General features: G+C 54.8%; 24 protein-coding genes and 1 tRNA gene. 9 read left to right on the top strand and 16 right to left on the bottom strand.

The features are described from left to right. Positions 1–55: 55 nt before the first annotated feature. The 6 genes from IMCC3135_RS10535 to IMCC3135_RS10510 form a co-directional block, all read right to left on the bottom strand. The gene (locus tag IMCC3135_RS10535) at positions 56–712 is read right to left on the bottom strand and encodes a 50S ribosomal protein L25/general stress protein Ctc (RefSeq protein WP_088917569.1); all 657 of its coding nucleotides are present in this window, start codon (positions 710–712) and stop codon (positions 56–58) included. A gap of 89 nt (positions 713–801) precedes the next feature. Continuing rightward, entirely contained in the window at positions 802–1755 is a 954-nt protein-coding gene (locus IMCC3135_RS10530; RefSeq protein WP_169727439.1) for a ribose-phosphate diphosphokinase, read from the bottom strand. 56 nt (positions 1756–1811) lie between these two features. Continuing rightward, positions 1812–1887: transfer RNA gene (locus tag IMCC3135_RS10525), tRNA-Gln, on the bottom strand. A gap of 29 nt (positions 1888–1916) precedes the next feature. Beyond that, positions 1917–2759 (bottom strand): 4-(cytidine 5'-diphospho)-2-C-methyl-D-erythritol kinase, encoded by an 843-nt coding sequence (ispE, locus tag IMCC3135_RS10520; protein WP_088917568.1) that lies wholly within the window; start codon positions 2757–2759, stop codon positions 1917–1919. A 48-nt stretch (positions 2760–2807) separates the two neighbouring features. Beyond that, complete coding sequence (gene lolB, locus IMCC3135_RS10515; RefSeq protein ID WP_088917567.1) at positions 2808–3524, bottom strand: lipoprotein insertase outer membrane protein LolB; 717 nt, start codon at positions 3522–3524, stop codon at positions 2808–2810. Then, positions 3524–5308, bottom strand: coding sequence for a tetratricopeptide repeat protein (locus IMCC3135_RS10510; RefSeq protein WP_088917566.1), 1785 nt, complete (start codon positions 5306–5308; stop codon positions 3524–3526). The genes lolB and IMCC3135_RS10510 overlap by 1 nt, the downstream gene beginning before the upstream one ends. Before the next feature lie 120 nt (positions 5309–5428). Between IMCC3135_RS10510 and hemA the strand changes: the two genes are divergently transcribed. Genes hemA through IMCC3135_RS10490 form a run of 4 tightly spaced genes read left to right on the top strand, consistent with a single transcriptional unit; the run spans position 5429 to position 10170 of the window. Then, positions 5429–6691: a glutamyl-tRNA reductase gene (hemA, locus tag IMCC3135_RS10505; protein ID WP_088917565.1), complete on the top strand. Its 1263-nt coding sequence runs from the start codon at positions 5429–5431 to the stop codon at positions 6689–6691. Next, positions 6688–7770, top strand: coding sequence for a peptide chain release factor 1 (prfA, locus tag IMCC3135_RS10500; RefSeq protein ID WP_088917564.1), 1083 nt, complete (start codon positions 6688–6690; stop codon positions 7768–7770). Before hemA ends, prfA begins: the two co-directional genes overlap by 4 nt. Beyond that, positions 7767–8648 (top strand): peptide chain release factor N(5)-glutamine methyltransferase, encoded by an 882-nt coding sequence (gene prmC, locus IMCC3135_RS10495; RefSeq protein ID WP_205738114.1) that lies wholly within the window; start codon positions 7767–7769, stop codon positions 8646–8648. The genes prfA and prmC overlap by 4 nt, the downstream gene beginning before the upstream one ends. 4 nt (positions 8649–8652) lie before the next feature. After that, positions 8653–10170 carry a Ppx/GppA phosphatase family protein gene (locus IMCC3135_RS10490; protein WP_088917562.1) on the top strand — a complete coding sequence of 506 codons (1518 nt, stop codon included), beginning with the start codon at positions 8653–8655 and terminating at the stop codon, positions 10168–10170. A gap of 64 nt (positions 10171–10234) precedes the next feature. Here IMCC3135_RS10490 and ppk1 read toward each other — a convergent pair whose 3' ends face one another. Further along, on the bottom strand, positions 10235–12361 hold the full coding sequence (gene ppk1 / locus IMCC3135_RS10485; protein ID WP_257790422.1) for a polyphosphate kinase 1: 2127 nt from the start codon (positions 12359–12361) through the stop codon (positions 10235–10237). A gap of 35 nt (positions 12362–12396) precedes the next feature. Beyond that, positions 12397–13020, bottom strand: coding sequence for an acyl carrier protein phosphodiesterase (locus IMCC3135_RS10480; protein ID WP_088917561.1), 624 nt, complete (start codon positions 13018–13020; stop codon positions 12397–12399). A gap of 29 nt (positions 13021–13049) precedes the next feature. On the opposite strand from IMCC3135_RS10480, the gene IMCC3135_RS10475 reads away from it, so the two are divergent. After that, positions 13050–13808 (top strand): HesA/MoeB/ThiF family protein, encoded by a 759-nt coding sequence (locus tag IMCC3135_RS10475; RefSeq protein ID WP_088917560.1) that lies wholly within the window; start codon positions 13050–13052, stop codon positions 13806–13808. Between the two features lie 18 nt (positions 13809–13826). Here IMCC3135_RS10475 and IMCC3135_RS10470 read toward each other — a convergent pair whose 3' ends face one another. The 6 genes from IMCC3135_RS10470 to gatC all read right to left on the bottom strand — a co-directional run bounded on the left by IMCC3135_RS10470 (position 13827) and on the right by gatC (position 21039). Further along, positions 13827–15806, bottom strand: coding sequence for a glycoside hydrolase family 16 protein (locus tag IMCC3135_RS10470; RefSeq protein ID WP_088917559.1), 1980 nt, complete (start codon positions 15804–15806; stop codon positions 13827–13829). Positions 15807–15947: 141 nt separating this feature from the next. After that, the gene (hslO, locus tag IMCC3135_RS10465; RefSeq protein WP_088917558.1) at positions 15948–16865 is read right to left on the bottom strand and encodes an Hsp33 family molecular chaperone HslO; all 918 of its coding nucleotides are present in this window, start codon (positions 16863–16865) and stop codon (positions 15948–15950) included. A gap of 6 nt (positions 16866–16871) precedes the next feature. Further along, on the bottom strand, positions 16872–17807 hold the full coding sequence (locus IMCC3135_RS10460; protein WP_088917557.1) for a hypothetical protein: 936 nt from the start codon (positions 17805–17807) through the stop codon (positions 16872–16874). Further along, on the bottom strand, positions 17808–19244 hold the full coding sequence (gatB, locus tag IMCC3135_RS10455; protein ID WP_088917556.1) for an Asp-tRNA(Asn)/Glu-tRNA(Gln) amidotransferase subunit GatB: 1437 nt from the start codon (positions 19242–19244) through the stop codon (positions 17808–17810). Positions 19245–19282: 38 nt separating this feature from the next. Beyond that, complete coding sequence (gatA, locus tag IMCC3135_RS10450) at positions 19283–20737, bottom strand: Asp-tRNA(Asn)/Glu-tRNA(Gln) amidotransferase subunit GatA (protein ID WP_088917555.1); 1455 nt, start codon at positions 20735–20737, stop codon at positions 19283–19285. Between the two features lie 14 nt (positions 20738–20751). After that, the gene (gene gatC / locus IMCC3135_RS10445; protein ID WP_088917554.1) at positions 20752–21039 is read right to left on the bottom strand and encodes an Asp-tRNA(Asn)/Glu-tRNA(Gln) amidotransferase subunit GatC; all 288 of its coding nucleotides are present in this window, start codon (positions 21037–21039) and stop codon (positions 20752–20754) included. Positions 21040–21124: 85 nt separating this feature from the next. Between gatC and IMCC3135_RS10440 the strand changes: the two genes are divergently transcribed. Beyond that, positions 21125–21361: a SlyX family protein gene (locus IMCC3135_RS10440; protein ID WP_088917553.1), complete on the top strand. Its 237-nt coding sequence runs from the start codon at positions 21125–21127 to the stop codon at positions 21359–21361. A 4-nt stretch (positions 21362–21365) separates the two neighbouring features. Here the strand turns inward: IMCC3135_RS10440 and IMCC3135_RS10435 are convergent, their stop codons facing one another. Further along, the gene (locus tag IMCC3135_RS10435) at positions 21366–21950 is read right to left on the bottom strand and encodes a Rieske (2Fe-2S) protein (RefSeq protein ID WP_157735908.1); all 585 of its coding nucleotides are present in this window, start codon (positions 21948–21950) and stop codon (positions 21366–21368) included. Between the two features lie 53 nt (positions 21951–22003). On the opposite strand from IMCC3135_RS10435, the gene IMCC3135_RS10430 reads away from it, so the two are divergent. Then, positions 22004–22837 carry a class I SAM-dependent methyltransferase gene (locus IMCC3135_RS10430; protein WP_088917551.1) on the top strand — a complete coding sequence of 278 codons (834 nt, stop codon included), beginning with the start codon at positions 22004–22006 and terminating at the stop codon, positions 22835–22837. Between the two features lie 17 nt (positions 22838–22854). Here the strand turns inward: IMCC3135_RS10430 and IMCC3135_RS10425 are convergent, their stop codons facing one another. Beyond that, on the bottom strand, positions 22855–23337 hold the full coding sequence (locus IMCC3135_RS10425) for a YajQ family cyclic di-GMP-binding protein (protein WP_088917550.1): 483 nt from the start codon (positions 23335–23337) through the stop codon (positions 22855–22857). 72 nt (positions 23338–23409) lie between these two features. Between IMCC3135_RS10425 and IMCC3135_RS10420 the strand changes: the two genes are divergently transcribed. Further along, positions 23410–23814: a DUF423 domain-containing protein gene (locus IMCC3135_RS10420; protein ID WP_236994766.1), complete on the top strand. Its 405-nt coding sequence runs from the start codon at positions 23410–23412 to the stop codon at positions 23812–23814. A gap of 32 nt (positions 23815–23846) precedes the next feature. After that, positions 23847–24515, top strand: a complete 669-nt coding sequence (pdxH, locus tag IMCC3135_RS10415) for a pyridoxamine 5'-phosphate oxidase (RefSeq protein WP_088917548.1) — start codon at positions 23847–23849, stop codon at positions 24513–24515. The last annotated feature ends 17 nt before the right edge of the window (positions 24516–24532 follow it).

Here is a 24532-nt window from a genome sequence, read left to right as displayed (position 1 = left end):
CCTCCCCAGGAGCATGGCTCCCAGAGAGGCGTTCTTGCAGTAATCAGAAAACTGATTACTCGGCAGCGCCGTCTTCGGCACTGGCAGCAGGTGCTGCATCATCATCTTCAGAAGGCTCAGCTTCAACGCGTGGAGCGTTAACAGCAGCAACCTGACGATCTGAATCGTCGCCTGCTTCATGAAGGTCAACCAGTCGTACACCTTCAGGCAGAACCAGACTGGACAGATGAACTGAATCACCAATGTTCATGTTGGACATATCAACTTCGATATATTCAGGAATATGGCGTGGCAGACAGGCAATCAGTACTTCGTTGTCTGTATGGCTGATGATACCGCCACTCTTCACACCGACGCTGGCGTCTTCGTTTGTGAAGTGCAGAGATACACTAACCTGAAGTTCGGCACCGGCAACAACGCGTACGAAATCCATATGCAGAATTTGCTGCTTGTATGGATGACGCTGAACGTCCTTGAGCAATGAACGAACTGGCTCGCCACCATCAACGCTGACAGACAGCAGTTGTGAATAGAAAGCTTCAGACTCAAGGTGCTTGAAGACCTCGTTAGCTTTCAGCTGGATAGCTTGTGGTTCTTTATCGGCACCATAAAGAATGGCTGGTACCATATTGTCACGACGCAGGCGGCGGCTCGCACCTTTCCCAAATACGCTGCGCGACGTGGCATTGACGCTGATGTTTTCGTCAGACATGTCGGAATCTCCGTAAGGCGATGTCACCGGAATTGGTGCATCGTTTCACTGCCCGCGACCAGGCAGAGCCGGCGGAGTATATCAGATAGCTAGTCCATATAGACGGAGCTGACTGATTCGTCCTCATGTATTCTGCGGATAGTCTCACCCAGGAGGTCCGCAACTGACAATTGCCGGATACGATCGCATGCACGAGCTGCTTCCGACAGGGGTATCGTGTCAGTCACTACCAGCTCATCCAGTTCCGAATCGGTAATATTGGCGATGGCTTTACCGGAAAGCACCGGATGTGTGGCCAAAGCCACAACTTTAGTTGCGCCGTGCTTTTTCAGTGCCTCAGCGGCCTTACACAAGGTCCCTGCGGTATCAACCATATCGTCAATGATTACGCAGGTACGATCAGCGACTTCTCCGATGATGTGCATGACCTGCGCCTGATTGGCCTGAGGCCGACGCTTGTCGATAATGGCCAGATCGGCATCATCCAATTGCTTGGCAACGGCCCTGGCACGAACAACACCCCCGACATCGGGTGATACTACTACCAGGTTTTCGTATTTGCTGCGCCAGATATCCAGCAACAACAACGGTGAGGCGTAAACATTGTCGACCGGGATATCGAAGAAACCCTGAATCTGTTCTGCGTGAACATCGACGGTAAGTACGCGGTCCACACCGGCAACACTCAGCATGTTGGCAACCAGCTTGGCCGTAATGGGTACGCGAGCCGATCGAACGCGTCGATCCTGGCGGGCGTAGCCGTAATAAGGCACAACGGCTGTAATGCGTTCTGCAGACGAGCGACGCATGGCATCGACCATGACCAGCAGATCCATCAGATTGTCGTTGGTGGGAGCGCAAACGGGCTGGACGATGAAGATATCACCGCCTCGCACGTTTTCGAGAATTTCGACAGCAGTCTCGCCGTCACTAAATCGCGTCAATTGCAACTTGCCAATAGGCTGTTGCAGATAGGAGGCGATATTTTGAGTCAAACGAGGATTGGCGTTTCCGCCAAAAATCATCAGTTTGCGCTCATGCATAAGATCAGTAACTCGTTGCGTTCAATAAAGAGAGCTGATCTGGTGCAAATAAAAAATGGCTGGGCCGGGAGGGATCGAACCTCCGAATGCTGGGATCAAAACCCAGTGCCTTAACCGCTTGGCGACGGCCCAATCACAGAAGCGCACACTATACGCTATAACTAACCAGAAAAGTCATAAAGTGGAGAAGCATTTCTGCCTTTTACTACAAAACCTTTCATACCTTTCGGCAGAAGGTCACATAACTTTTGCGCTTCTTCTTGAGAATCAAAGGCTGTAAACACACAACTGCCCGTGCCACTCATTTTAGCGCGAAAACCGCGGTAATTGTTACGTAACCAATCAAGTGCCACACCAACCTCTGGATGTCGTGCCACCACTACCTTTTCAAAGACATTAGTACTTCTCCCGTCCATGAAGTCGCGTATTGTGACTGGACTTGTGTTCCTTGTCAATTCAGGGGCAGCAAATAATGCAGCCGTTGAGACCTGCACCATCGGATTCACGATCAGGTACCAAGGCTCAAGAGGAGCAACGGGCGTCAGCTTGTCGCCGATACCTTCAGCCCAACTTGCTTGTCCATAGACAAATACCGGCACGTCAGCACTGACGGTTACACCGATCTCTGCCAGCTCCTTGATACTAAGACCCAGGCGCCAGAATTCATTGAGCGCTACCAGAGTAGTCGCCGCATCAGAGCTTCCACCACCCAATCCGCCACCCGTAGGGATGACCTTTTCAAGGGTAATGTCAGTACCTGCCCGAGTACCTGAATGTGCCTGCAACGCCCTTGCAGCGCGCACCACAAGGTTGCTCTCGGGCGGTACTTCCTTGAAGTCCGACTTCAGGTGGACTTCACTATCTTCTCGAACTGCAAACTGCAGGACATCACACAGGTTGACGAATTGATACACGGTTTGAAGCGTGTGGTATCCGTCACTGCGTCGTCCAGTCACATGCAGGAAGAGGTTTATCTTGGCAGGGGCCAGCCATCTTGTAGTCAACGTAGTCCTTTGATTCGCTGTTAAATGAAAACGGAATGCAGTGTACCGCTACCGGCCCGGGATCGGAAGCCTATTGTTCAATTCGGGCCTGTCCGGCACAACAGTTGTAGTATTGTATCGCCAGTTTTTCAAGCGCAAACGCACCGAATAAGGGCCTCCAGAGGCGGTAATCAGCTCCGGCACCTCAATTTTGTCCCAAGTAACATAGCGGAGAAAACGTGCCTGCCAGCGTGTCCCCTGAACGTCGGTGTAACGCAATGAGACCAAGCGACCTTGCGCATCACGGCTGACTGCCGTGGCGTTACCGGGCAAGCCCTTGACCCAGAAGCCAAGCTCATCGAGTGGCACCGGTGCGCTCAATCCAAGTCCTTTTTGCAAAACATCATCGGCAACGGGTCCTTGTCCAACGCGGGCACCACCACGACTCAACGTTACCAAAGATCCATCATCAGTCAATTGCATCGTTCCAATGCCCAGTGGACCAGACAAAGTCAGATCCAACTCATCTGATTTCTGCTGCCAGTCGAGCCGTGCAGAAATCGTTTCCGTGTCAGTCCAGATACCCAGACCACCTTCCACGCGAAAGTCGTTACGCACACCCAGAACAGACTCCCGCAATTTTATACTTGCCGCCAGCCCCACCTCATCGACTTTGCTATCTGTGCCTTCGGGTGCAGTCATTCCCATGCTTTGGCAGGCACTGAGCAAGACTGACGACAGGCAAACAAGAGCCGGTAGCAGGAGCTGACGCAAAGAAGTGCTCATTACTCGGTATATTTCTGCTTGATCTTGAGCAGGCGATCATCTTTCGGGCTCTCGATCAATGCATCATCGATCACAGTCCTCGCCTCCTCTTCACTGCCATCGTGCCATAGAGCTTCGCCCAGATGAGCTGCAATTTCAGGGTCCTGATAGAGGCTGTAGGCTGATTTGAGCATGGAGACAGCTTCTGTGTAATTGCCCTGGCGATAACGCAACCACCCGAGGCTATCGAGGATGGCAGGATCATTAGGCAACAATTTGTTGGCCTTGACCAACAGCTCCTCTGCCCGGCCCAACTCCACGTTGTTATCAGCCAGGTGATACCCAAGCGCATTCAATGCATGGGCATTGTCAGGCTCGGATTTGATCAGCTCATTCAGATCATCAACCAGTCGATCGGTATCACCAGCAGAATCGGCGGCCAGCGCACGTGCGTACAGCAGATCGCCATTGCCAGGGAAGCGCAACAGAGCCTCAGTCAGTACGCTTACCGCCTGCTCGCCTTGCCCTGCTTCCTGCAACATCCGGCTTTCAGCGGTCAACAGCTGGGTCTGAATCTGGGGGTCGCTGACGGCAACCATCAACTGATGCAGTCGATCACGACCACCGTCCAGATCACCAGAGATCCCCATAAGCTCAGCGACACGAATTTGCGCAGGCAGCTGAAGCTCACCTTCACCTACTGCGTCATAAAGCTGAATAGCGGCATCGTAATCCTTACGCTGATCATTGATGCGGGCCTCATAGAAGTTTGCCTGCTCGGTATAGCGACCCGTCTCGCGCAAACGCTTCAGATAGGTTTCAGCCCGATCCACCTGGCGGGCGTCCAGCGCCAGCAGGCTGATGGTCAGCAACGTATCAGGGTTGTTATCAGCCCCCTGGAAAACCACGTCCAGCTGTTCGCCAGTCTCGTCCGCTCGCCCGGCATCAAGCAGCAACTGTGCATAGCCCAATCGCAACAGTAACTTGTCAGGATTTTTTTCCAATACGGTTTCAAGGCTTGCGAACGCCTCTTCCGACTGACCTGATGCCATCAGTAATCGTGCTTTGAGCAGCAAGGCATTGCTGTTACCTGCATCCAGGCTTAATGCCTGTTCCAGGGAGGCAAGAGCACCTTTTTCATCGTTGGTCGCCATCAGCAGGTTTGCCAGTGCCAGATGGGCCTGAGAGTTATCCGGTACAGCGCTGATCAGTGCCTGCATGACCTCGATAGCCTGCACCGGGTTGTTCGCCGCCTGCAATTCAGACTGAACCTGATAAATCGTTTGCTCAGGATTGTCTGTCTCAGTGATCAGTTGCTGGTAGATCTCAATCGCATCAGCTGTCTTGTTCTGTTGCAGAAAAGTCTGGCCTAGCATCTCCCTGACCTCTGCGGCATCAGGGTCCAGCTCAAGCCACCTTTGAGCTGCAGTCTGTGCTTCGGCCCATTGCTGCCCATACATAGCCAGGCGTGTGGCCCTTTCTGAGACCCGTGGATCGTCTGTGTGCTTGGAGGCGCGCAGGTATCCGGCCATGGCCACATCCAGCTGCCCACGCCGTCCTGCCAGTTCGGCGATCATCAGCTCGAACATCAATTGCCCGTCCATGGTCGACTGGCTTACCGGGGCCGTTGACACCGCTTCTGGCTCGGGTTGTGCCTGCGCCAGTGATTCGGCGCCATCGGACTGCGCCGCCAGCGCCGTACCGGGGCCCATGGGCACCGTGCTGCACCCCAACATCAAAAAGGGTAAAGCGCCGGATACCAGCCTTTGCAAGAGTCTGTCCCTGCCGTTCAGATTGTTGCTCATTCTCAATCCCGTGCGTTTGTTCACGCAATACTGTCGTCAATTAGTGAGTGTAACGACACTTGCATACGAATCAGATGCCAATACAGTCGGATTTGCTACTGTTTTTGCTAGAATCAGGCAATGCCCATCCTCGCCCTCGGACTCAACCATCACACCGCCCCCCTCGACATCCGAGAACGCGCCGTCATTGCCGAAGGGCAAGTAGGCGAAGCGCTAGCCACTTTACGACGTGTCGGCGGTGTCAATGAGGCCGCTATCGTATCTACCTGCAACCGTACCGAGATCTACTGCGGTATGGATCATCAGGATACCGGAGCTGTCGTGGAATGGATGCACCATTATTTTGAACTGCGTGATCAGGGCTTTCAACCGTACCTTTTCCATCATGAGGATCGCGACGCTGTCCACCACCTGATGCGTGTATGTAGCGGCCTGGACTCCATGATCTTGGGCGAACCTCAGATTCTGGGGCAAATCAAAAGTGCCTACCGGGATGCCGACCAGCACGGCATGCTCGGCCAGGAGCTCTCCGTCCTGTTCCAGACAGCCTTCTCTGTCGCCAAACAGGTACGTACCGACACAGCCATCGGCAACAGCCCCGTGTCCGTCGCTTTCGCCGCAGTCAGCCTGGCGCGACAGATCTTCGCCGATCTGAGCAAACAGTCTGCACTGCTGATCGGAGCCGGCGACACCATCCAGCTGGCTGCCCGCCATCTGAAAACCGCTGGCATCGGCAATATCCGTATTGCCAACCGCACCCTGGAACGTGCCACAGTACTGGCGCAGGAAGTAGGAGGCACCGCGATCGAGCTGAAGGATATTCCCGACGCACTGCCGCATGCTGACATCATTATCAGCTCCACCGGCTCCCAACTGCCCATTCTGGGCAAGGGGGCTGTGCAAAGAGCCCTGAAACAGCGCAAATTTCGCTCGCAACTGATAGTCGATATCGCAGTCCCACGGGACGTGGAAGCGGAAGTCAACGATATAGACGGCGTTTTTCTCTACACAGTGGATGATCTGCAAGCCGTCATTGAAGAGAACCGGCAATCGCGCCAGGAAGCTGCCTTTGAAGCCGAACAGATTGTCACCACTCAGGTGGATCTGTTCATGCGCAAGATGCAGTCGCTGGGCGCCAAGGATATGATTCTTTCCTATCGCGAAAAGATCGAGGCCATTCGGGCCAGTTCGCTGGAAAAATCACTGAAACAATTGCAAGCTGGTCAAGACCCGGAAGCTGTACTCAAGCAGCTGGCTCACTCACTGAGCAACAAGGTCATGCATCAACCGACGGCACGTCTGCGTCAAGCCGCCGAGAACGGCAACCATACACTGCTCGAAGCAGCTCGTACGCTACTGGACCTGCCAACCACCAAACCATGAAAGCTTCCATTCAGTCCAAGCTTGAGAGCATCAGCGAACGCCACGAAGAAATAGCAGCAATGCTGGGTGACGCGGATATCATCAACAATCAGGATAAATTCCGCGACCTCTCGAAAGAGTATGCGCAGCTGGAACCCATCGTCACAGCCTTTGCAGGCTTTCAGGACATTGAAAGGGAGCTGGCCAGCGCCAAAGAGATGGCCAAAGACAGTGACCTGGACATGCGCGCCATGGCACAAGACGAGATACCCGGACTACAGGGCCGACTCGACAGCCAGGAGCGCGAGCTACAGACCTTACTGCTGCCGCGTGACCCACGAGACGAGAACAACGCCTTTCTGGAAATCCGAGCGGGTACCGGTGGTGATGAAGCGGCCATTTTTGCCGGTGATCTACTACGTATGTATCTGCGTTATGCCGAACTGAACAAATGGCGTAGTGAAATCATCACCGAACGCGCAGGCGATCACGGTGGCTACAAGGAAGTTGTGTGCCGTTTGGTCGGTGATCGTGTGTTCTCCAGATTGAAGTTCGAATCCGGCGCTCACCGTGTTCAGCGCGTTCCAGAAACCGAATCTCAAGGCCGCGTCCACACCTCGGCAGCAACCGTCGCCATTCTGCCCGAAGCCAATCAGATTGAAGAAATCACCATCAACGCCTCCGATCTGCGCGTCGATACCTTCCGCGCTTCAGGTGCCGGTGGTCAGCACATCAACAAAACCGATTCAGCCATACGCCTGACGCACCTGCCAACCGGTGTCGTGGTTGAATGCCAGGATGAACGCTCGCAGCACAAAAACCGGGCCAAGGCCATGTCGCTGTTGCAGGCACGACTACTCAATGCCGAGGTGTCCAAACAGCAGGATGCCGAGTCCGAGTCACGCCGCCTGCAAGTAGGTTCAGGCGATCGTTCTGAACGGATTCGAACGTACAACTTCCCGCAAGGACGGCTAACCGATCATCGCATCAACCTGACCCTCTACAAACTCGATGAAGTCATGGCCGGTGGACTGGGAGAGGTCATTGATCCCCTGATTGCCGAGCATCAGGCCGACTTGCTGGCAGAGTTTGGAGACTGAACACCATAGGACACTGGCTGGAGCAGGCTCGCCTGCTGCTCGCCGCCTCAGACAAACAGGGGGCTGATCCGGAATCCGCCAGACTGGATAGCGATCTGCTGGTCCAGCATGTCACCGGTAAATCTCGTGCTTCCCTGTTTGCATTTCCGGAGGCCACACTGACCCCGGAACAGCTGGATGCACTGGATGCGCTGCTGCAGCGACGCTGTCTGGGAGAGCCACTGGCCTATATAACCGGTCAACGGGAGTTCTGGTCCTTGCCCTTGCAACTGGGTGAAGGTGTGCTGATACCCAGACCCGACACCGAGATTCTGGTGGAACAGGCCCTGGCCCGTTTATCGACCCTGCCCGCGGGCGGCATTATCGAATTGGGGACCGGCTCGGGTGCCATCGCTGTGGCTCTGGCACAGGAGATTTCCGATCGCGCCATTATTGCGGTGGAATGTCATACCGCTGCAATCAAAGTAGCTCAAGGTAATATCGGTCGCTTTGGCAATGGACGTGTTCAGTTGGTACAAGGTAGCTGGCTTGACGCTCTGGCCGATGACTGCGCAGCCATGATCATCAGCAACCCGCCTTATCTTGCCAATAATGATCCGCACCTGCCTGCCCTGCACTACGAACCTCTCAGCGCTCTGGTTAGCGGTCAGAGCGGACTGGAAGACCTGGAAACAATCATCAGTGCCACCTGCCGTGTGGGTCGCCCAGGCTGCCTGCTACTGCTGGAGCACGGCAATGAACAAGGCGATGCAGTGAGATCCTTGCTGGGTCAGTACAATTTCAAACACATTCAGACAGAACGGGATCTGGCTGGACACGAACGGGTGAGCTTCGGGTTTCTGACGACTGAGCTTGCAGGCGACACAAGGCAGGAATAGAAACGTGAACACAGAAGACCCCGTATCAGACCAGATCTACGCTGCCATCGACCTGGGATCCAACAGCTTTCACATGATGATTGCAGAGGCTGAAGGTAACTCGATACGGCAAATCGACAGCTTGCGCATGCCTACCCGACTGGGTGCCGGTCTGGACAAGAACAAGCGGCTTACCCCTGAAACGGAAGCCGCGGCTCTGGACGCACTGGCCCAATTTGCCGAACGTCTTCGCAATGTACCCAGAAAACACATCCGCATGGTGGGTACCAACACCCTGCGACGAGCCAGAAACACAGATAATTTCATGCGCGAAGCCAACCGGCTTCTGGGCAAGCCGATTGAAATCATATCCGGACGCGAAGAGGCACGGCTGATCTACTTCGCTGTCTCTCACACTTTTCCCGGCAACAACAATCAGCGACTGGTCATCGACATTGGCGGTGGCAGCACCGAACTGATTATTGGTCGCGGCATCGCCCCCTCCTTGATGGAGAGCGTGAATATGGGCTGCGTCAGCTACAGCACGCTCTACCTGAATAACGACGACAAGCTGACATCCGCCAACTTCAAGAGAGCCATGATGGAGGCAGAACTTGAGTTACAACCACTGATCGTGGCCTATCAACATGCTGGCTGGGATGAGGTAATTGGTTGTTCGGGCACCATCAAGGCGGCTGCCAACATGCTCGCCGAGCTCAGACTTAGCGACGGTACCATCACCCAGGAAAGCCTGGACAAGCTGACCAGACGGGCTATCAAGGCTGGCAGCGTGCAGGCCTTGAACCTGCGCAGCATCAGTACCAACCGTGCTCAGGTGATTGCAGGTGGTCTGGCGATACTTCTCGCCACCATGCGCACACTCGATATCAGTTCAATCAAAGCCAGCCAGGTCGCATTGCGCGAAGGGTTGGTATTCGACATGCTGGGCAAGGCTGAGCATGCTGATATTCAAAGCCAGACCCTGGCCAACCTGAGCAACCGGTATTCGATCGACATACGACAATCAAGCCGGGTCGAGAAGACGGCGACACAACTGTTCGAACTGGCAGCCGAACCGTGGAAGCTTGACCGGGAAACAGATCGTGAACTGCTGATCTGGGCTGCCCGTTTGCATGAGCTGGGGATGGTGATTGCCCATACGCAATACCACAAGCATGGTGCCTACATTCTGGAAAATTCCGATTTATTGGGATTCTCACTCGCCGAGCAAAAGGCTCTGTCCTTACTGGTTCGTTATCACCGGCGCAAGATAGACAAGGAAGCCTTCAGCACCCTGCCAGACGAGGAACGTCAGCGCCTGCTGCGACTATTGGGCCTGCTGCGCCTGGCCGCACTGCTGCACCGCGGCCGTCATGATGAACCACTGGATGATATCAACCTGAGGATCAAGGACGGACAGATCACCGTGATTGCCCCACAGCGCTGGCTCGACGAACACCCACTGACCTGGGCAGAATTACTCGCAGAAGCTGAACGTCTGACGCATGTCAATATCAGGCTCAAGGCTGAAAAATCAGCCTAGGAACCGGAACCTGTCCGAGAGCTTGCTTGCCCCGCACAGGCTCCCGGCCTTGCCTTGTTCGATGCTAGTGATCCAGATGCGTGCCGTCGAAACGATCCATGAGAAATTGCTGAGCTGAGAATGCATTGTCAGCCCCGTCGCTATTCTCAGATGCCTCCAGCAGCTCGGGAACCAGGCGTCGATAGGTACCATCAGGGTCTAGCTGCCAGGCAAAGGTATTGTCCTTCAGGTAGATATCCAGGCATTCCTCTTTGACACGCTTCATCGACGCGCCTTCCAGAGGCACGGCAATTTCCACCCGGTTGAAGAAATTACGCGGCATCCAGTCGGCACTGCTGAGATAAAGCAGTCCTTTGCCTTTGTTCTGGAACCAGAATATGCGCGAATGCTCCAGAAACCGGCCTAGCACCGACACGACCCTGATGTTCTCCGACAGACCGCTCACACCAGCCTTGAGCATGCAGATACCGCGAACCACCAGCTCCACTTTGACACCAGCCTGTGAGGCGTCATACAAGGCGGAGATGACGCCGGGATCAACCAGTGAGTTCATGCGCGCAATGACATGTCCGCTGCCGCCCTGGGTGGCGATATCTGTCTCATGGCGTATTCGCACAATGACGGACGAATGCAGATTGAAAGGTGCCTGCAGTAGTTTGCGCAAGTTGAGTGTCTGCCCCAGCCCGGTAAGCTGAGTAAAAACCCTGTGCACATCCTCGGTAATGGCGTTGTCATTGGTCAGCAGGCTGATATCGGTATAGGCACGTGCTGTCGTTGCATGATAGTTACCCGTGCCTACATGGGCATACTTCACCAGTTTCTTTTTCTCACGCCGCACTACCAACACCATCTTTGCATGCGTCTTGAACCCGACCACGCCATAGACAACCTGAATGCCCGCCTCCTGCAGTTGCGTGGCCAGCTCGATGTTTGCCGCCTCATCAAAGCGTGCACGCAATTCAATAACCACCGTCACATCCTTGCCACGACGCGACGCTTCCATCAAGGCGCTGACAAAAGCGGATTCGTGACCGGTGCGGTAGAGAGTCTGCTTGATGGCCAGCACTTCAGGATCCAGTGCAGCCTGACGAACCAGGTCGATCACCGGTACATAGGATTCGTAGGGGTGATGAAAGATGACCGGCGAGCGTTGCGCGATATTGTCGAAAATACTGGCCCCTGAATCATAAGCCGGTGACACATGCGGCGAGAATGAGGGATATTTCAGGTCCGGTCGATCAATCTGATCCGGGATGGCCAGCAAGCGGTTCAGGTTAACCGGTCCATCAACTCGATAAACATCTTCGTGCTCCAGCTGGAACTGGCGCTGCAGGTATCGCACGATGCGATTGGGACAGTTGGAAGCCACCTCCAGACGCACTGCCTGACCAAAGTTGCGCTGCACCAGCTCACTTTCCAATGCGCGCCGCAGATTGGCAACCTCCTCTTCCTGCACGTAAAGATCACTGTTGCGAGTGGCCTTGAACTGGTAGACACCGACCGGGTCCATGCCATTGAACAGCGAACCGATTTGCGAATGCACGATGGATGAGAGAAAGACGAAACCATCGCGGACACCACAGATCTCGGCGGGCACACGCACAACCCGCGGCAACGAGCGCGGCGCCCGAACCAGGGCAAAACCGGATTCTCTACCGAATGCATCGACGCCACGCAAATCGATGATGAAATTCAGACTCTTGTTGGTCAGGCGCGGAAACGGATGAGCCGGATCGAGCCCCAGAGGGCTGAGTACGGGTCCAATTTCATTGCTGAAAAAATCCTTCACCCACGAACTGATTTCGGGAGTCCAGCTTTGACGATTGAAGAAACGAATATCCTCTTGCGCCAGTTCGGGAATCAGAACATCGTTCAGAAGCTGATACTGTTTTTCCACCAGAGCCTGAGCTTCTGTATTGATAATGGCCATTTCCTGCAACGGTGACAGCCCATCAATACCAGCCCCCTCGATGCCGCCCAGTATCTTCTGCTTCAGTCCAGCTACCCGGATTTCGAAGAATTCATCCAGATTGCTGCTGGAAATGCACAGGAACCGCAAGCGTTCGAGCAAGGGTACCTTCGGGTCACTGGCAAGCTCCAGCACACGATTATCAAAAGCCAGGAAGCTGACCTCACGATTTGCCAGCGGCAAGGCCGTATATTGACTTCTTGACCACTGCTCTGGTAACACAGCCGACTTTCCGGCACGACTGTTACTCAATGCATTTACTCCTGCAGGTTGGCGTTAACTAAAATATGTGAGTCGAAAGACACTTCAAGATACCGTCTGGCGGCAACTTGCAGGTCCGGATGAAACGACTCGAACGGGCCCTGCAAGTGATCCACCAATCGGCTCAAATGCTCAACGTCGATAGCAAGAGGAGCAAACCGCTCTGAGCGCCGCGACAATCTGGCCAATGTCTGCTTGATGGCAGACAGGTCCACATTACGTTCAAGGATACGCTCACTTTCCAGCACCGTCATGAATCGCAATAATCTCGGAGGTAAGAGGGGTTCGTGTAGCGCCAGCGCCGCGTGCACGGAACTGGCGTGCCCCGACAGGCTCAACTGACTGAAACGCGACCACTGCCGAGCCAGAAAATGGTCGAACAGCACATCGATGACAATGCCCGAAAAACGATAGGGCACATCATTCATCTGCCCTCGTGCCGCTTGTAGCGCCGGATGCGAGTCTGTGAATACGTCCAGATGTCGATGCAAGCGGATACCCGCTTCCACTCCGGCAGGAAAGTGCTGAAGCTGACTGCCACGGACGAAGTCGCCACACACTTGGCCGGCGATCAAATCAGCATTCTCGAACCCGAGCAGGGTATGGGCTAAAAAGTTCATGGTGTTGAATGTACTGTATTCTTGCGTTCATGGATCTGACACCGAACAATCGATATAGCCGGCACTCCAGTCTTGAGCAGATCGGGGAATCAGGACAGGCAAGAATACGTGCAAGCCACGTGCTCATCGTCGGTCTGGGCGGCCTGGGCTCACCGGCGGCTATGTATCTTGCTGCAGCGGGTGTAGGACGACTGACACTGGCAGACTTCGACACAGTCGAAGTCTCCAACCTGCAAAGGCAGATTGCCCATACAACCGAACGCGTTGGGCAGCTCAAGACCGACTCTGCCAGACAGGCCTGCCTGGATATCAATCCGGAATGTCAGATTGACACTCTGAACTACGCTCTGGATGACGAGGATCTGGAGAGCCTCTTGTCAGACTGCACCGTGGTTCTGGATTGCAGCGACAACTTCCCTACCCGATTTGCAGTCAATGCTGCTTGCGTCAAGCGATGCGTGCCTCTGGTCAGCGGTGCCGCCATTCGCTTTGACGGACAAATCAGCGTCTATGACTCACGTCAGAACGACGCTCCGTGCTACCGGTGCTTGTACAGCGACACCGATGGACAGGCAGACAGTTGTGCCCAGGCTGGCATTTTGGGGCCCGTCGTAGGCATGGTGGGCTGCGTCCAGGCCATTGAAGCCCTGAAGCTGATCTGCGAGATCGGCACCAGTCTATCCGGCCGACTGGTGCTTCTGGATGGCTTGTCCATGGAATGGAACGAGATCAGACTACGCAAGAACCCGAAGTGTCCTGTCTGCGGACACTCCGGTGATTCTGACTAGACTACCGCTTGTAGGCTTCTAGCGCCCGAAGGTAGCTGTCTGCTTGAATGCGTCGCGCTGATAAACCCGAACATAGTCCAGTTCCATCGTGATTGGAAACTGACTGGGGTCCGTCAGATCCGGAGTCGGCGCCCAACCACTGCCCGCCACCAGGTAGCTGACCAGATTCATCGGCTGGCGAGAAACCTGTGGTCCGAACAAACGCTTCACTTCACGACCATCGATGTACCAGACCACCAGTTGCGGCTCCCAAAGCACTCCGAATGTATGCCACTCGTCGTTATCTGCGTAGTTTCCACCATCGGGTTTCTTGTACGACATGGTGGGCGCAGAACGAGTAATACCCGTATTCACGTCACCAAAATGGTGGGTCTGGAAAGCATCCGGATCGCCATAGGGGTTCTCGCCCAGGTATTCAACGATATCAATCTCAGGTGCATGATAATTGACACCACTACCGGCGTAGCGGTGATACAGGTAGAAGCTGGACAACGCTCCTGAAGTACCACTGAGCTTGAAACGCCCTTCGGTATAACCGTAAATAAACTGGAATTTGTCGTGTGATGACAAGGCTCCCGACAAAAAGGCACAGCGCTCAGGGCCTGTGGCATCGCCTTCGTCACAGACACTGGGCAGTTTCTCACGCAATTCTTCAGGTGTCGGCACAGCACTGATAACCAGCGACTCACCCGTAAAGCTGAAAGGGTCGTAACCGAAATCCGGATCCCTTTGCGCATTGACCAGGTATTGCTGCTCTCTATTGACGATGCGACTATCGCCCCACGTCAGGCTAGTCTGCCATTTGTCAGGGTCGAGTGAGTCTCCGTCGAATTCATCAGAGAACACCAGGTCGAACTCGTCAAGCCAGTAAGGCACAGCCGACAGATCATGATTTTGTACGAAGCGATCGTTAGCCCCTTTGTACAGGTCATCGTACAACGGCACAGGCGCGTTGGAGTTTTCCAGGTAAGTGATCGTCAAAGGCTCCGAGGCCGCCGATTCCTGCCCACTATCATCAGTCGCGGTGACCTCATAGGTATAGGTTTCACCAGCGGTCGGTGTATTGGAACCACATCGATGAAAAAGCTGATCAAAGCGTGTGTAGTTGCAATCGATGAACGAGGTCGTCAGCCAGTATTTGCTGAGTTCATTCTGTACGCTGCTGGACGGATCAGTTTGATCACCACGAATCTCATAGGTCACGCCATCGCTGCGATACAAGGTGTATTGAACCACTTCACCGTCATCATTGGCGGGTGCCCAGTTGATCTCGGCCCAGTTGTTCGACACCAGATCCAATCGCAGGTTCTTGGGTTGTGACGGCGGTCCACCGACAACTGCCGGCTCGTTGTCTGCCTCCAGAAAAGAACCAAAGGGGTCTTTCGGATTGGGCAGTGGCAATGGCAATGCGAAGGGATCTGCCAGCACCGGTACCTGCGGCTCAGGCAGATCATCAGGCAAACCAACATCAGGATCATCATCCTGCGGCAAATCAGGAGCTTCATCTGCCACGATAATGTTCTCGAAGCGTTTACCGAGCGAGTGGTTGATGACAATGTATTTTCCAGCCGGCACGCTGCAAGAGCGCCCACCCTGACAGACGGATTGATAGGTGGCGGCATTCTGGACCTGATACCAGCCATCGTCTGGCCAGCTGATCGTCATACCTTCGACCGTCACGTCTGTCGCACTGTTGCTGCTCGCTACGACCGATATATTTTCAAAACGCTGACCAGTCGAATGGTTGATGACAATGTATTTACCAACCGGTACTTCGCAGGACTGTCCACCCTGACAGACGGATTCGTAGGTGGCTGCATTTTGAACCTGATACCAGCCGTCGTCGGGCCAGGAAATCGTATTGCCGGCGACAGTGGGTGCAGCCAAAGCTGCGTTGCTGCCAAAAGCTGCTAATACAACAATACAAGCTGTTGTCCGTTTGGTACCTACCTTGTGCCAAAGACTCGAGGCACAGGCAAATTTATGCCTGATGTTCATTGAATTACGCTCTGGATGGCTATTGCCGATGAAACCTATTATAACCAGCCGTATATTCAGAAATTGACGTCAAATGTAAACAACGACGGGTAACATTACCCGTCAGGCACGTTATTTATACGCGTTGTCAGTTACATCACATTAATGGCGAGTGACTTCTGATCCGTCATCATCTGCCAGCGGTGCAATAACTTCGGTGGCAACACCCTTGAATAAAGCGGCCACATCAACTTTGTCATAGTTGTAGACGGCGTCGCAAAATTCACAGATTATTTCCACCTTGCCCTGCTCTTCCAAAATGCTGTGTACCTCTGTTTTTCCCAGTCCTGCCAGCATGCCATCGGTGCGTTCGCGCGAGCAACTGCAGTGAAATCGCACAGGCTCCGGTTCAAACACACGTACCTGCTCTTCGTGAAAAATGCGGTGTAACAAGACTTCACTGCCTTCTGTGCACAGCTCTTCATCGGTCAGGGTCTCGCACAATACCGCTGCCCGCTGCCAGCCATCGCTGTCGTGTGCCTGACGTTCATCGGTAGGCAGTTTTTGTATCAGCACGCCAACCGCACTGCTTTCATTCACCGCCAGGAACAGGCGAGTAGGCAATTGTTCACTGGTACGAAAATAGGCTTGCAGCGCACCGGCCAGATTATCGGATTCCAGCGGCACGATACCTTGATAGGACTCGGCATTGCGCTTGGCTTCGATGGTCACAATCATGCGGGCGTTGGAGCCGAACAAGGTCTCGAGTGAGGCATCAGCAAGCTCTTGATCTTCGTGCCAGCGTGCCAATCCTCGCAGACTGCCATCATCGGTCACTTGCACAACCAACAGATACACGGGGCCTTCGCCACGCACCTGCAAGGTCAGCTTGCCATCGAACTTGATGGTACTGGCCAGCAATGCTGCCGCCGCAAAAGCCTCCCCCAAAACCTGACGAATCGGTGCCGGGTAATCTACCCGTGCAATGGCATTGCGCCAGGTGTCGTCCATCTGCACGATATGACCACGCACATCGCAGGTGTCGACCATGAATTTTTGTTGGGTATCTTGATTTCTCATCGGGCTTTACTCCAGGCGACGATAAAACAGATCGCCAATCAACGGGGTCAGGTACATCGGCACCTGATAACAGGCAATGAACAACAACAGCGGTTCCATCTGAGCAGCAGGCAAAGCCGCCAGAAACAAGGCGATATTGCGATTGCCATAAACCACACCCGTGCCGATCTTTCTGGCCGCGGTCTGTCTCATGGCGCTGGCACCGGCCACACCCAGACATTGGAAACCGACATTGATGGCAACTGCCAACAACAGCATTTGCGCAATATCCAGCCAATCATTGGCTGGCGCATGCAAAGCCGACATCAGACCGATCACCATCAACGCCAGTGTCAGCGCACTGATGCCATCCAGTACTTCGTGATTCAGGTGAATTCTGCCCCGCCTTACTTGTCGGATAATCACCGATGCCAGCAATACGGAACTGCCAATCATGACCAGCAGAACCAATGCTGGAGCGAGCATCGTGGTGGCTGATTGCCCGGGATGCAAGAGGTAGAGCACCGGCAGACTGGACAAGGGCAGAACAACGGTACCGAGCATCAACCAGCGCATTGCAAGCGCAGCATCGCCACGAAGTAGCAACACCAGATTAGGACTACCCGAGATCGGTGGTGCTGCAGCAACCAGGGTGGCAGCCAGCACCCAGAGTCGCGGTACGCCACTGAGGGATAAAATGAAAAAAACCACGATAGGCAGAGCCAGCTGCGCTAGCAAAACACGCAGCAGGGTTCCTATCCAGGCGACACGACTGCGAAGGCTTGCAGCAGCTGCCGCATCAGGCAGAATTCTCAGTACCGCCAGAAAAAGCAGTAAGGCGATGAAGCCGGGAATACCTTGTCGCAGGGGTTCTGCCGCCCATGGCAGCAGTAAACCTGCAAGCAATCCACCCGGCAGAACCCAGCGCGCATGACGTCCCAGAAAAGCGAAAAACTGACTCAATCAGGGCTTTAACTTTTCGCGCAACATCTGGTTCAGCTGAGCCGGATTAGCCTTGCCACGAGAGGCTTTCATAACCGCGCCTACAAAGAAGGACAACAGTTTTTCCTTGCCTGCACGGTATTCTTCCAGCTGCGACGGATTGGCAGCCATGACCTCATCAATCATGGCTTCGATCGCACCCGTATCAGAAATCTGCTTCAGTCCGCGAGCTTCGATGATGGCATCGACATCCTGCTCACCACTCCACATGGCATCAAATACTTGTTTGCCCAGCTTGCCGGAAAGAGTGCCGTCATCGACCCGGGCAATCAAGGTTCCAAGACCAGCAGCACTGACGGGCACATCAGCCAGGACAACGTCTTCCTTGTTCATGCGGCCATACAATTCGCCCAACACCCAGTTTGCAGCCAGTCGTGGCGCAAAGCTCTGGCCTGCGAAAACCGCTTCGAAGTAATCGGCTGTCTGACGATCGGCGCACAATGCCTGAGCGTCGATGGCCGGTATATCCAGTGTTTCGACAAAGCGAGCCCGACGGGCTGTCGGCAGTTCGGGCATGGTGCTGCGCACACTTTCAATGAAGGCATCATCGATAACCAGAGGTGGTAGATCAGGGTCAGGAAAATAGCGGTAGTCATTCGCCTCCTCCTTGCTACGCATGGAGCGCGTCTCATCACGATCAGCATCGTACAATCGCGTCTCCTGAGTGATCTTGCCGCCACTTTCAAGGATATCGATCTGGCGCTCAACCTCGAAATCGATGGCACGTTCCAGAAAACGGAATGAGTTGAGGTTCTTGATTTCGGTACGCGTACCCAGAGTCTCAGAGCCTTTCTGGCGAATCGACACATTGGCATCGCAGCGGAAAGAGCCTTCCTGCATATTGCCGTCGCAGATTTCGATATAGCGCACCAGAGAATGCATGAAACGCGCATAGGCCACCGCTTCGGTTGCCGATCTCATATCAGGCTCGGAGACGATCTCAAGCAATGGCGTGCCTGCCCGGTTCAGATCGATAGCCGTATTGCCTTCAAACAGATCGTGTACCGACTTGCCTGCATCCTCTTCCAGATGCGCCCGCGTCAGACCCACCACTTTGACCTCGCCATCAGGCAAGGTGACTGAAATGCTGCCCTCGCCGACGATGGGAAAGGCCATTTGTGAAATCTGGTAGCCCTTGGGCAGATCAGGATAGAAGTAGTTCTTGCGTGCAAACACGGAGCGTTTGGTAATGCTGGCGCCCGTGGCCAGTGCAAAGCGCACGGCCATGCGCACCACTTCGCGATTGACGACCGGCAAGACACCCGGCAGGCCCAGATCAACCGCGCTCGCCTGTGTATTGGGCTCAGCGCCGAAGGCGGTGGATGCGGCCGAAAATATCTTCGAACGTGTGGCGAGCTGTGCGTGAATCTCCAGCCCGATTACGGTTTCCCATGTCATGGTCTACAAACCTGTGTCATTCGTTAGCCAGTGGTCGTTCAGGCAAAGGAGGAAGGTGATTGACTGTGCCAGTCACTCATACCCTGATAGCGATGTGCCACGTTGAGTAAACGGGCTTCCTGATTCGCAGGTGCACAGAGTTGCAGTCCGACCGGCAGACCCTCAACAAAACCGCATGGCGCGGAAATAGCTGGCAGACCGGACAGATTTGCCGACACCGTGAACAGATCGTTCAGATACATGGCAACCGGGTTATCGCTTTTTGAGCCACGTGCGAAAGCGGGTGTCGGCGTGGTCGGGCCGGCGATAACGTCCACTTCGGCAAAGGCGCGGGTGAAATCATCACTGACCAGCTGTCGAACCTGCTGCGCTTTCTTGTAGTACGCATCGTAGTAACCAGCTGACAAGGCATAAGCCCCCATCAGTATCCGACGCTTGACCTCGGCACCAAAACCTTCACCGCGTGAGCGGGTATACAGATCATCGATATCCTGAGGGTTCTCGCAGCGATGACCGAACCGTACGCCATCAAAACGGGACAGGTTACTGGAGGCCTCGGCCGGGGCGATCACGTAGTAGGAAGGGATGCACAGCTTCTGATTAGGCAGGGAGATACGCTTGAGAATAGCGCCAGCCCCTTCCAGTTCAGCTAAAGCGGCATTGACCCGATCACCCACTTCGCTATCGAGCCCTGCTGCGAAATACTCTTCAGGGATGCCGATACGCAGACCTTTCAGATCCTTGTTCAGATCGGCACTGAAATCCGGTACAGCATCTTGCGAGCAGGTTGAATCGCGCACATCATGCCCAGCCATGGCTTGCAGCAACAACGCGCAGTCTTCTGCTGTCTGTGCCATGGGGCCCGCCTGATCAAGACTCGAGGCGAAGGCGATCATGCCGTAGCGAGACACGCGACCGTAGGTAGGCTTGATGCCGGTAATACCGCAGTAGGCCGCTGGCTGCCGGATGGAGCCCCCTGTGTCAGTGCCTGTGGCTGCTGAGGCCAGTCGAGCGGCAACAATGGCAGCACTGCCGCCCGAAGAGCCGCCCGGCACGCGATCATCCTGCCAGGGATTGGCAACCGGACCGTAGTAGCTGTTTTCATTGGAGGATCCCATGGCAAATTCATCCATGTTGGCCTTGCCCAGTGTCACCACGCCTGCAGCCTTCAGCTTGTCCACCACCGTTGCATTGTAGGGGGAGACAAAATTTTCCAGCATGCGCGAACCACAGGTAGTCGGCATGGTGGTGGTGCAGAATATATCCTTGTGAGCAATCGGCACCCCGGTCAGGGGGCCTGCCTCACCGCTTTGCCGAGCCTGATCGGCAGCTTCGGCTCCGCGGCGCGCACTTTCGGCATCAACCGCCAGATAAGCGTTGAGCTGGCCGTTGTATTGCTCGATGCGCTGCAGGTAATGATCAACCAGATCCATACTGGTGATATCGCCGCTAGCGAGCAGTCGGGCCTGTTCGGCCAAAGTCTTGTCATGCATGTGGTCAGCACCTGTCATTCAATTACGCGAGGCACCAGGAAGTAACCATCCTGGGTTGCGGGAGCCGGTGCCTGCAACTGTTCTCGCTGATCTGTTTCAGTAACCACATCATCGCGCAGCAGCAAAGTGGCATTGGCAGGATGCGCCATGGGCTCTACCCCGTCGGTATCCACGGCCTGTAGCTGCTCTACCAGTTCCAGCATCGTGGACAGATCGGCGGCCAGCGGTGTTAGCGCCTCTTCGTCTATTCCTAAACGTGCCAGATGGGCAATCTGTTTGATATCGTCTGTCGTCAGGGACACAAGCGTCAGTCCAGTCTTGGTTTCAAGCGCCGCAATCTATCATACTGTAGGCCTTCAGACCCTGATAACCCGCAAGCAAGCACACATGAGTGAATCCACATACCCCACCGATCCTGCCGTTGATGCCAGAATCGAGACGCTTGAACTGAAGCTCATGGACGTTGAAAACACCGTACAGGAGCTGCATGAAGTCATCTTGCGGCAATACCGTGACATCGAACGCCTGCAGCTTCAGCAAAACGAACTGATGAATCGTATGCACGGCTCTACTGACTCAGCAGACACACCATCGACCACTGATGAACTGCCGCCGCACTATTAAATTGTCAACGCCCCAGAATAAGCACCTCATCGTTGAAGGTGTACGGTGGCACCACCAGATTCTTGTCTGCGTACTGCGTCTCATAGACGCGGCCGGCGACATCGTATCGGGATTTGCGGCAGCTATCGACAAAGCCCCCCGTCCACGGCAGCCTCTGAAAAAGGCTGTCATCCGGTGGCAGGAAACTGATCGAGCAACCTTGATCGGTACCCAGCGCTATGGCGACAAACACATCGGGCGTCGCCGATCTGAATGGCGTAGCCATGGTCTGAGGCTGTATCGATTTTGCCGATTGCGGATCGCTCAGTCGCTCGTCAGGTGTTCGCAGATTGGCATAATCGCTGTCTTGCCGTCGGTAGAGCATGACAGGCCGCCCTTCCCAGGACAGCAGGCGATGCTGGCCAGGCAGCAAATCGGCCGTACTGACGCGCAGACTAGGCACATCGTCCACATCCCCGCCACCCGAGCGAAGTCCGGCGATAAAGACATACAGCACACCCAGTACGCCCAGGGACAACATCAATTTGACAGCGACGCGCAATTTCAGACGCCGTTGCTGGTCTTCAACAGAGGTGGGTTTAACGGACATGGATGGCAGTGCCTTAGCAGGCAGATGGGTGGAATACAGAGTGTACGGCACCGATGAATGAATGGACGCCTCCGATACTTATCGGTTTTCGTGAGTCAGCCTGTGATCCGGCCAGCTCGGGCATGCCGGTGGCCAATATTTTTGATGCATTGGGCATCGCTGTGCAGGATTGCCTGCCCAGCCAAAGCTGGGCCTTGGTACAGCGTCGCTCAGCAGAGCCTGCCGATGCAGAGCAGATTGACACTCTGGAGCTTGTCAGACCCGATGGGGTGAAACTATCCATCGATTTCAGTTCGGGCAAAGCCCGTCATCGCGCCAAAGAGGCCGGCAAGGGTATTCAGCCACTGGCCAGGGCTCTGGGAGCACCCGGCTATCGCAAGAAATTCGGAACCCTGCCCTCCATCATTGATGCCACCGGCGGACTGGGACAGGATAGCTGGGCACTTGCATCGCTGGGCATGCCGATCACCATGATCGAGCGCCATCCGATCGTGCATGCCTTACTGGCCAATGCTCTGGCAAGAGCCATCGAACATCCTGACACCTGTGAGATTGCATCGCGTATCACCTTGCTTGCGGGCACAGCGGAACAATTGCTCCCCACCGCTACCGGACAGGTGATCTATCTGGATCCGATGTACCCGGAGCGCAGCCGCAAAAAAGCCGGCTCACGCAAGGGCATGCAATTTCTGCATGCCCTGCTGGGTCCGGCCGAGGCTGAAGCTGGCGCCAGACTCCTGCACGCAGCCTTGCAGTGCCCGGTTGATCGCGTGGTTGTCAAACGTCCACGGGGAGCAGAGCTTCTGGGAGACACGGGCACCTGGCAAGGCCAGCGAACCGAGATGGAATCACCCAATACCCGGTATGACGTCTACCATTGTCGATAAGAGGTCGGGTCGGTCGCTTAGTCGCGGAAGTTCTGGTATTGCAATGGTACGCCCAGCTCTGCCGCTTTCAGCAACGCCATGGCAGCCTGCAGATCATCACGTTTCTTGCCGGTAACCCGTAACTGCTCGCCCTGCACCTGCGCCTGTACCTTGAGCTTGGATTCCTTGATCTTGACCATGGCTTTTTTGGCAACGTCCTTGTCGATACCTTGCTTGACCTTGACCAGCTGCTTGACACCTTTGCCGCTGTTTTCCACCTTGCCAGCTTCCAGACAGGCGATATCAATTTTGCGCGCCGTCAATTTCTGATACAGCACTGGATGAATCTGCTGAATCTGGAAATCACTATCGGCGTGTAACATGATGTTTCCATCAGCCAACTCGGCCTTGGCTGATGTACCCTTGAAATCAAAGCGAGTGCCAATCTCTCGCTGAGTATGATCAACGGCATTGCTGAGTTCATGTTGATCAACTTCAGATACAACATCGAATGTGGGCATGCGTGTGCTCCGTAGGGACTCGTTCAGAATGATTCACTCATGTTAGCAGCCTTCACCCCAACAAATAAGCCCGTGACAGGTAGATGGATGCTGGTTATTGGCGCTGTGCTTGGCGCGCTGGGTGTCATGTCAGGAGCATTTGGCGCCCATGCCTTGCAAGGCTTGCTATCCGACAAGGCCCAAGGCTGGTATGGCACGGCTGTGACGTATCATGCCGGCCATGCCCTGGCTTTGCTGGCTTGCGGGCTGTTATCACTGCATACCGGCCAGGGCCCGGGTAGCCGTTGGTTGCAAATTGCTGGCATCTGCTTTACAAGCGGCACATTTGTATTCTCGGGTAGTCTGTATGCGATGGCCTTCACCGGTATTACCCGTCTAGGCATGATTACACCGATTGGAGGCTTGTTGCTGATCATTGCCTGGTGCACTCTGGCGGTAGCTGCCAGCCGGTTGCGCCCCACCCCTGTGGGTGGCTGAACCCTGAAACCCGCGTAAATACTGAGACGCACATGAGCACAGAATTCACTAAAGACCCTGGCCTTCTGATCGAAGAGCGCCGTGATTACACGGCCAATACATTGCGACGAAAAGAGCTGGCAAGTGATCCCTTCACACAATTTACCCAGTGGCTGCAAGATGCTCGTGACGCGAAGCTGAAGGATGCCACAGCCATGATGCTGAGCACCGCAGATGCTCAGGGACAGCCGCATTCACGGGTTGTTCTGCTCAAGCATTTTGATACCGAAGGATTCAGTTGGTATACCTTCCAGGAAAGTGACAAAGCCCGCCAACTGGCCGCCAATCCGAAGGCTTCACTGCTGTTCTACTGGAGCGCTCTGGAACGTCAGGTTCGCATAGAAGGCACAGTCGAGAAACTTGATCCTGCAGACGCTGAAATCTATTTCCAGTCACGCCCTGAGGGCAGCCGCTTCAGTGCCGCCGCCTCGATTCAATCCTCACCGATTGCCAACCGCGAGGTGCTTGAACACCGGGTCGCCGAATTACACCAGCAGCATCCGAACGGCAATGTTCCAAGACCCGATGCCTGGGGTGGTTATCGCATTCGGCCGCAGCGCCTGGAATTCTGGCAAGGCCGTGCGGATCGATTGCATGATCGATTTATCTACCAGGCAGGCGATGACCATCAGAACTGGTCCATTCAACGTATCTCACCTTAGTTAAATCATCAGAGCCT

It is taken from the genome of Granulosicoccus antarcticus IMCC3135 (assembly GCF_002215215.1).
Taxonomy (GTDB): Bacteria; Pseudomonadota; Gammaproteobacteria; order Granulosicoccales; family Granulosicoccaceae; genus Granulosicoccus; species Granulosicoccus antarcticus.
Note: the sequence above shows the minus strand (reverse complement) of the source record. Positions and strands in the feature narration are given on the sequence as shown.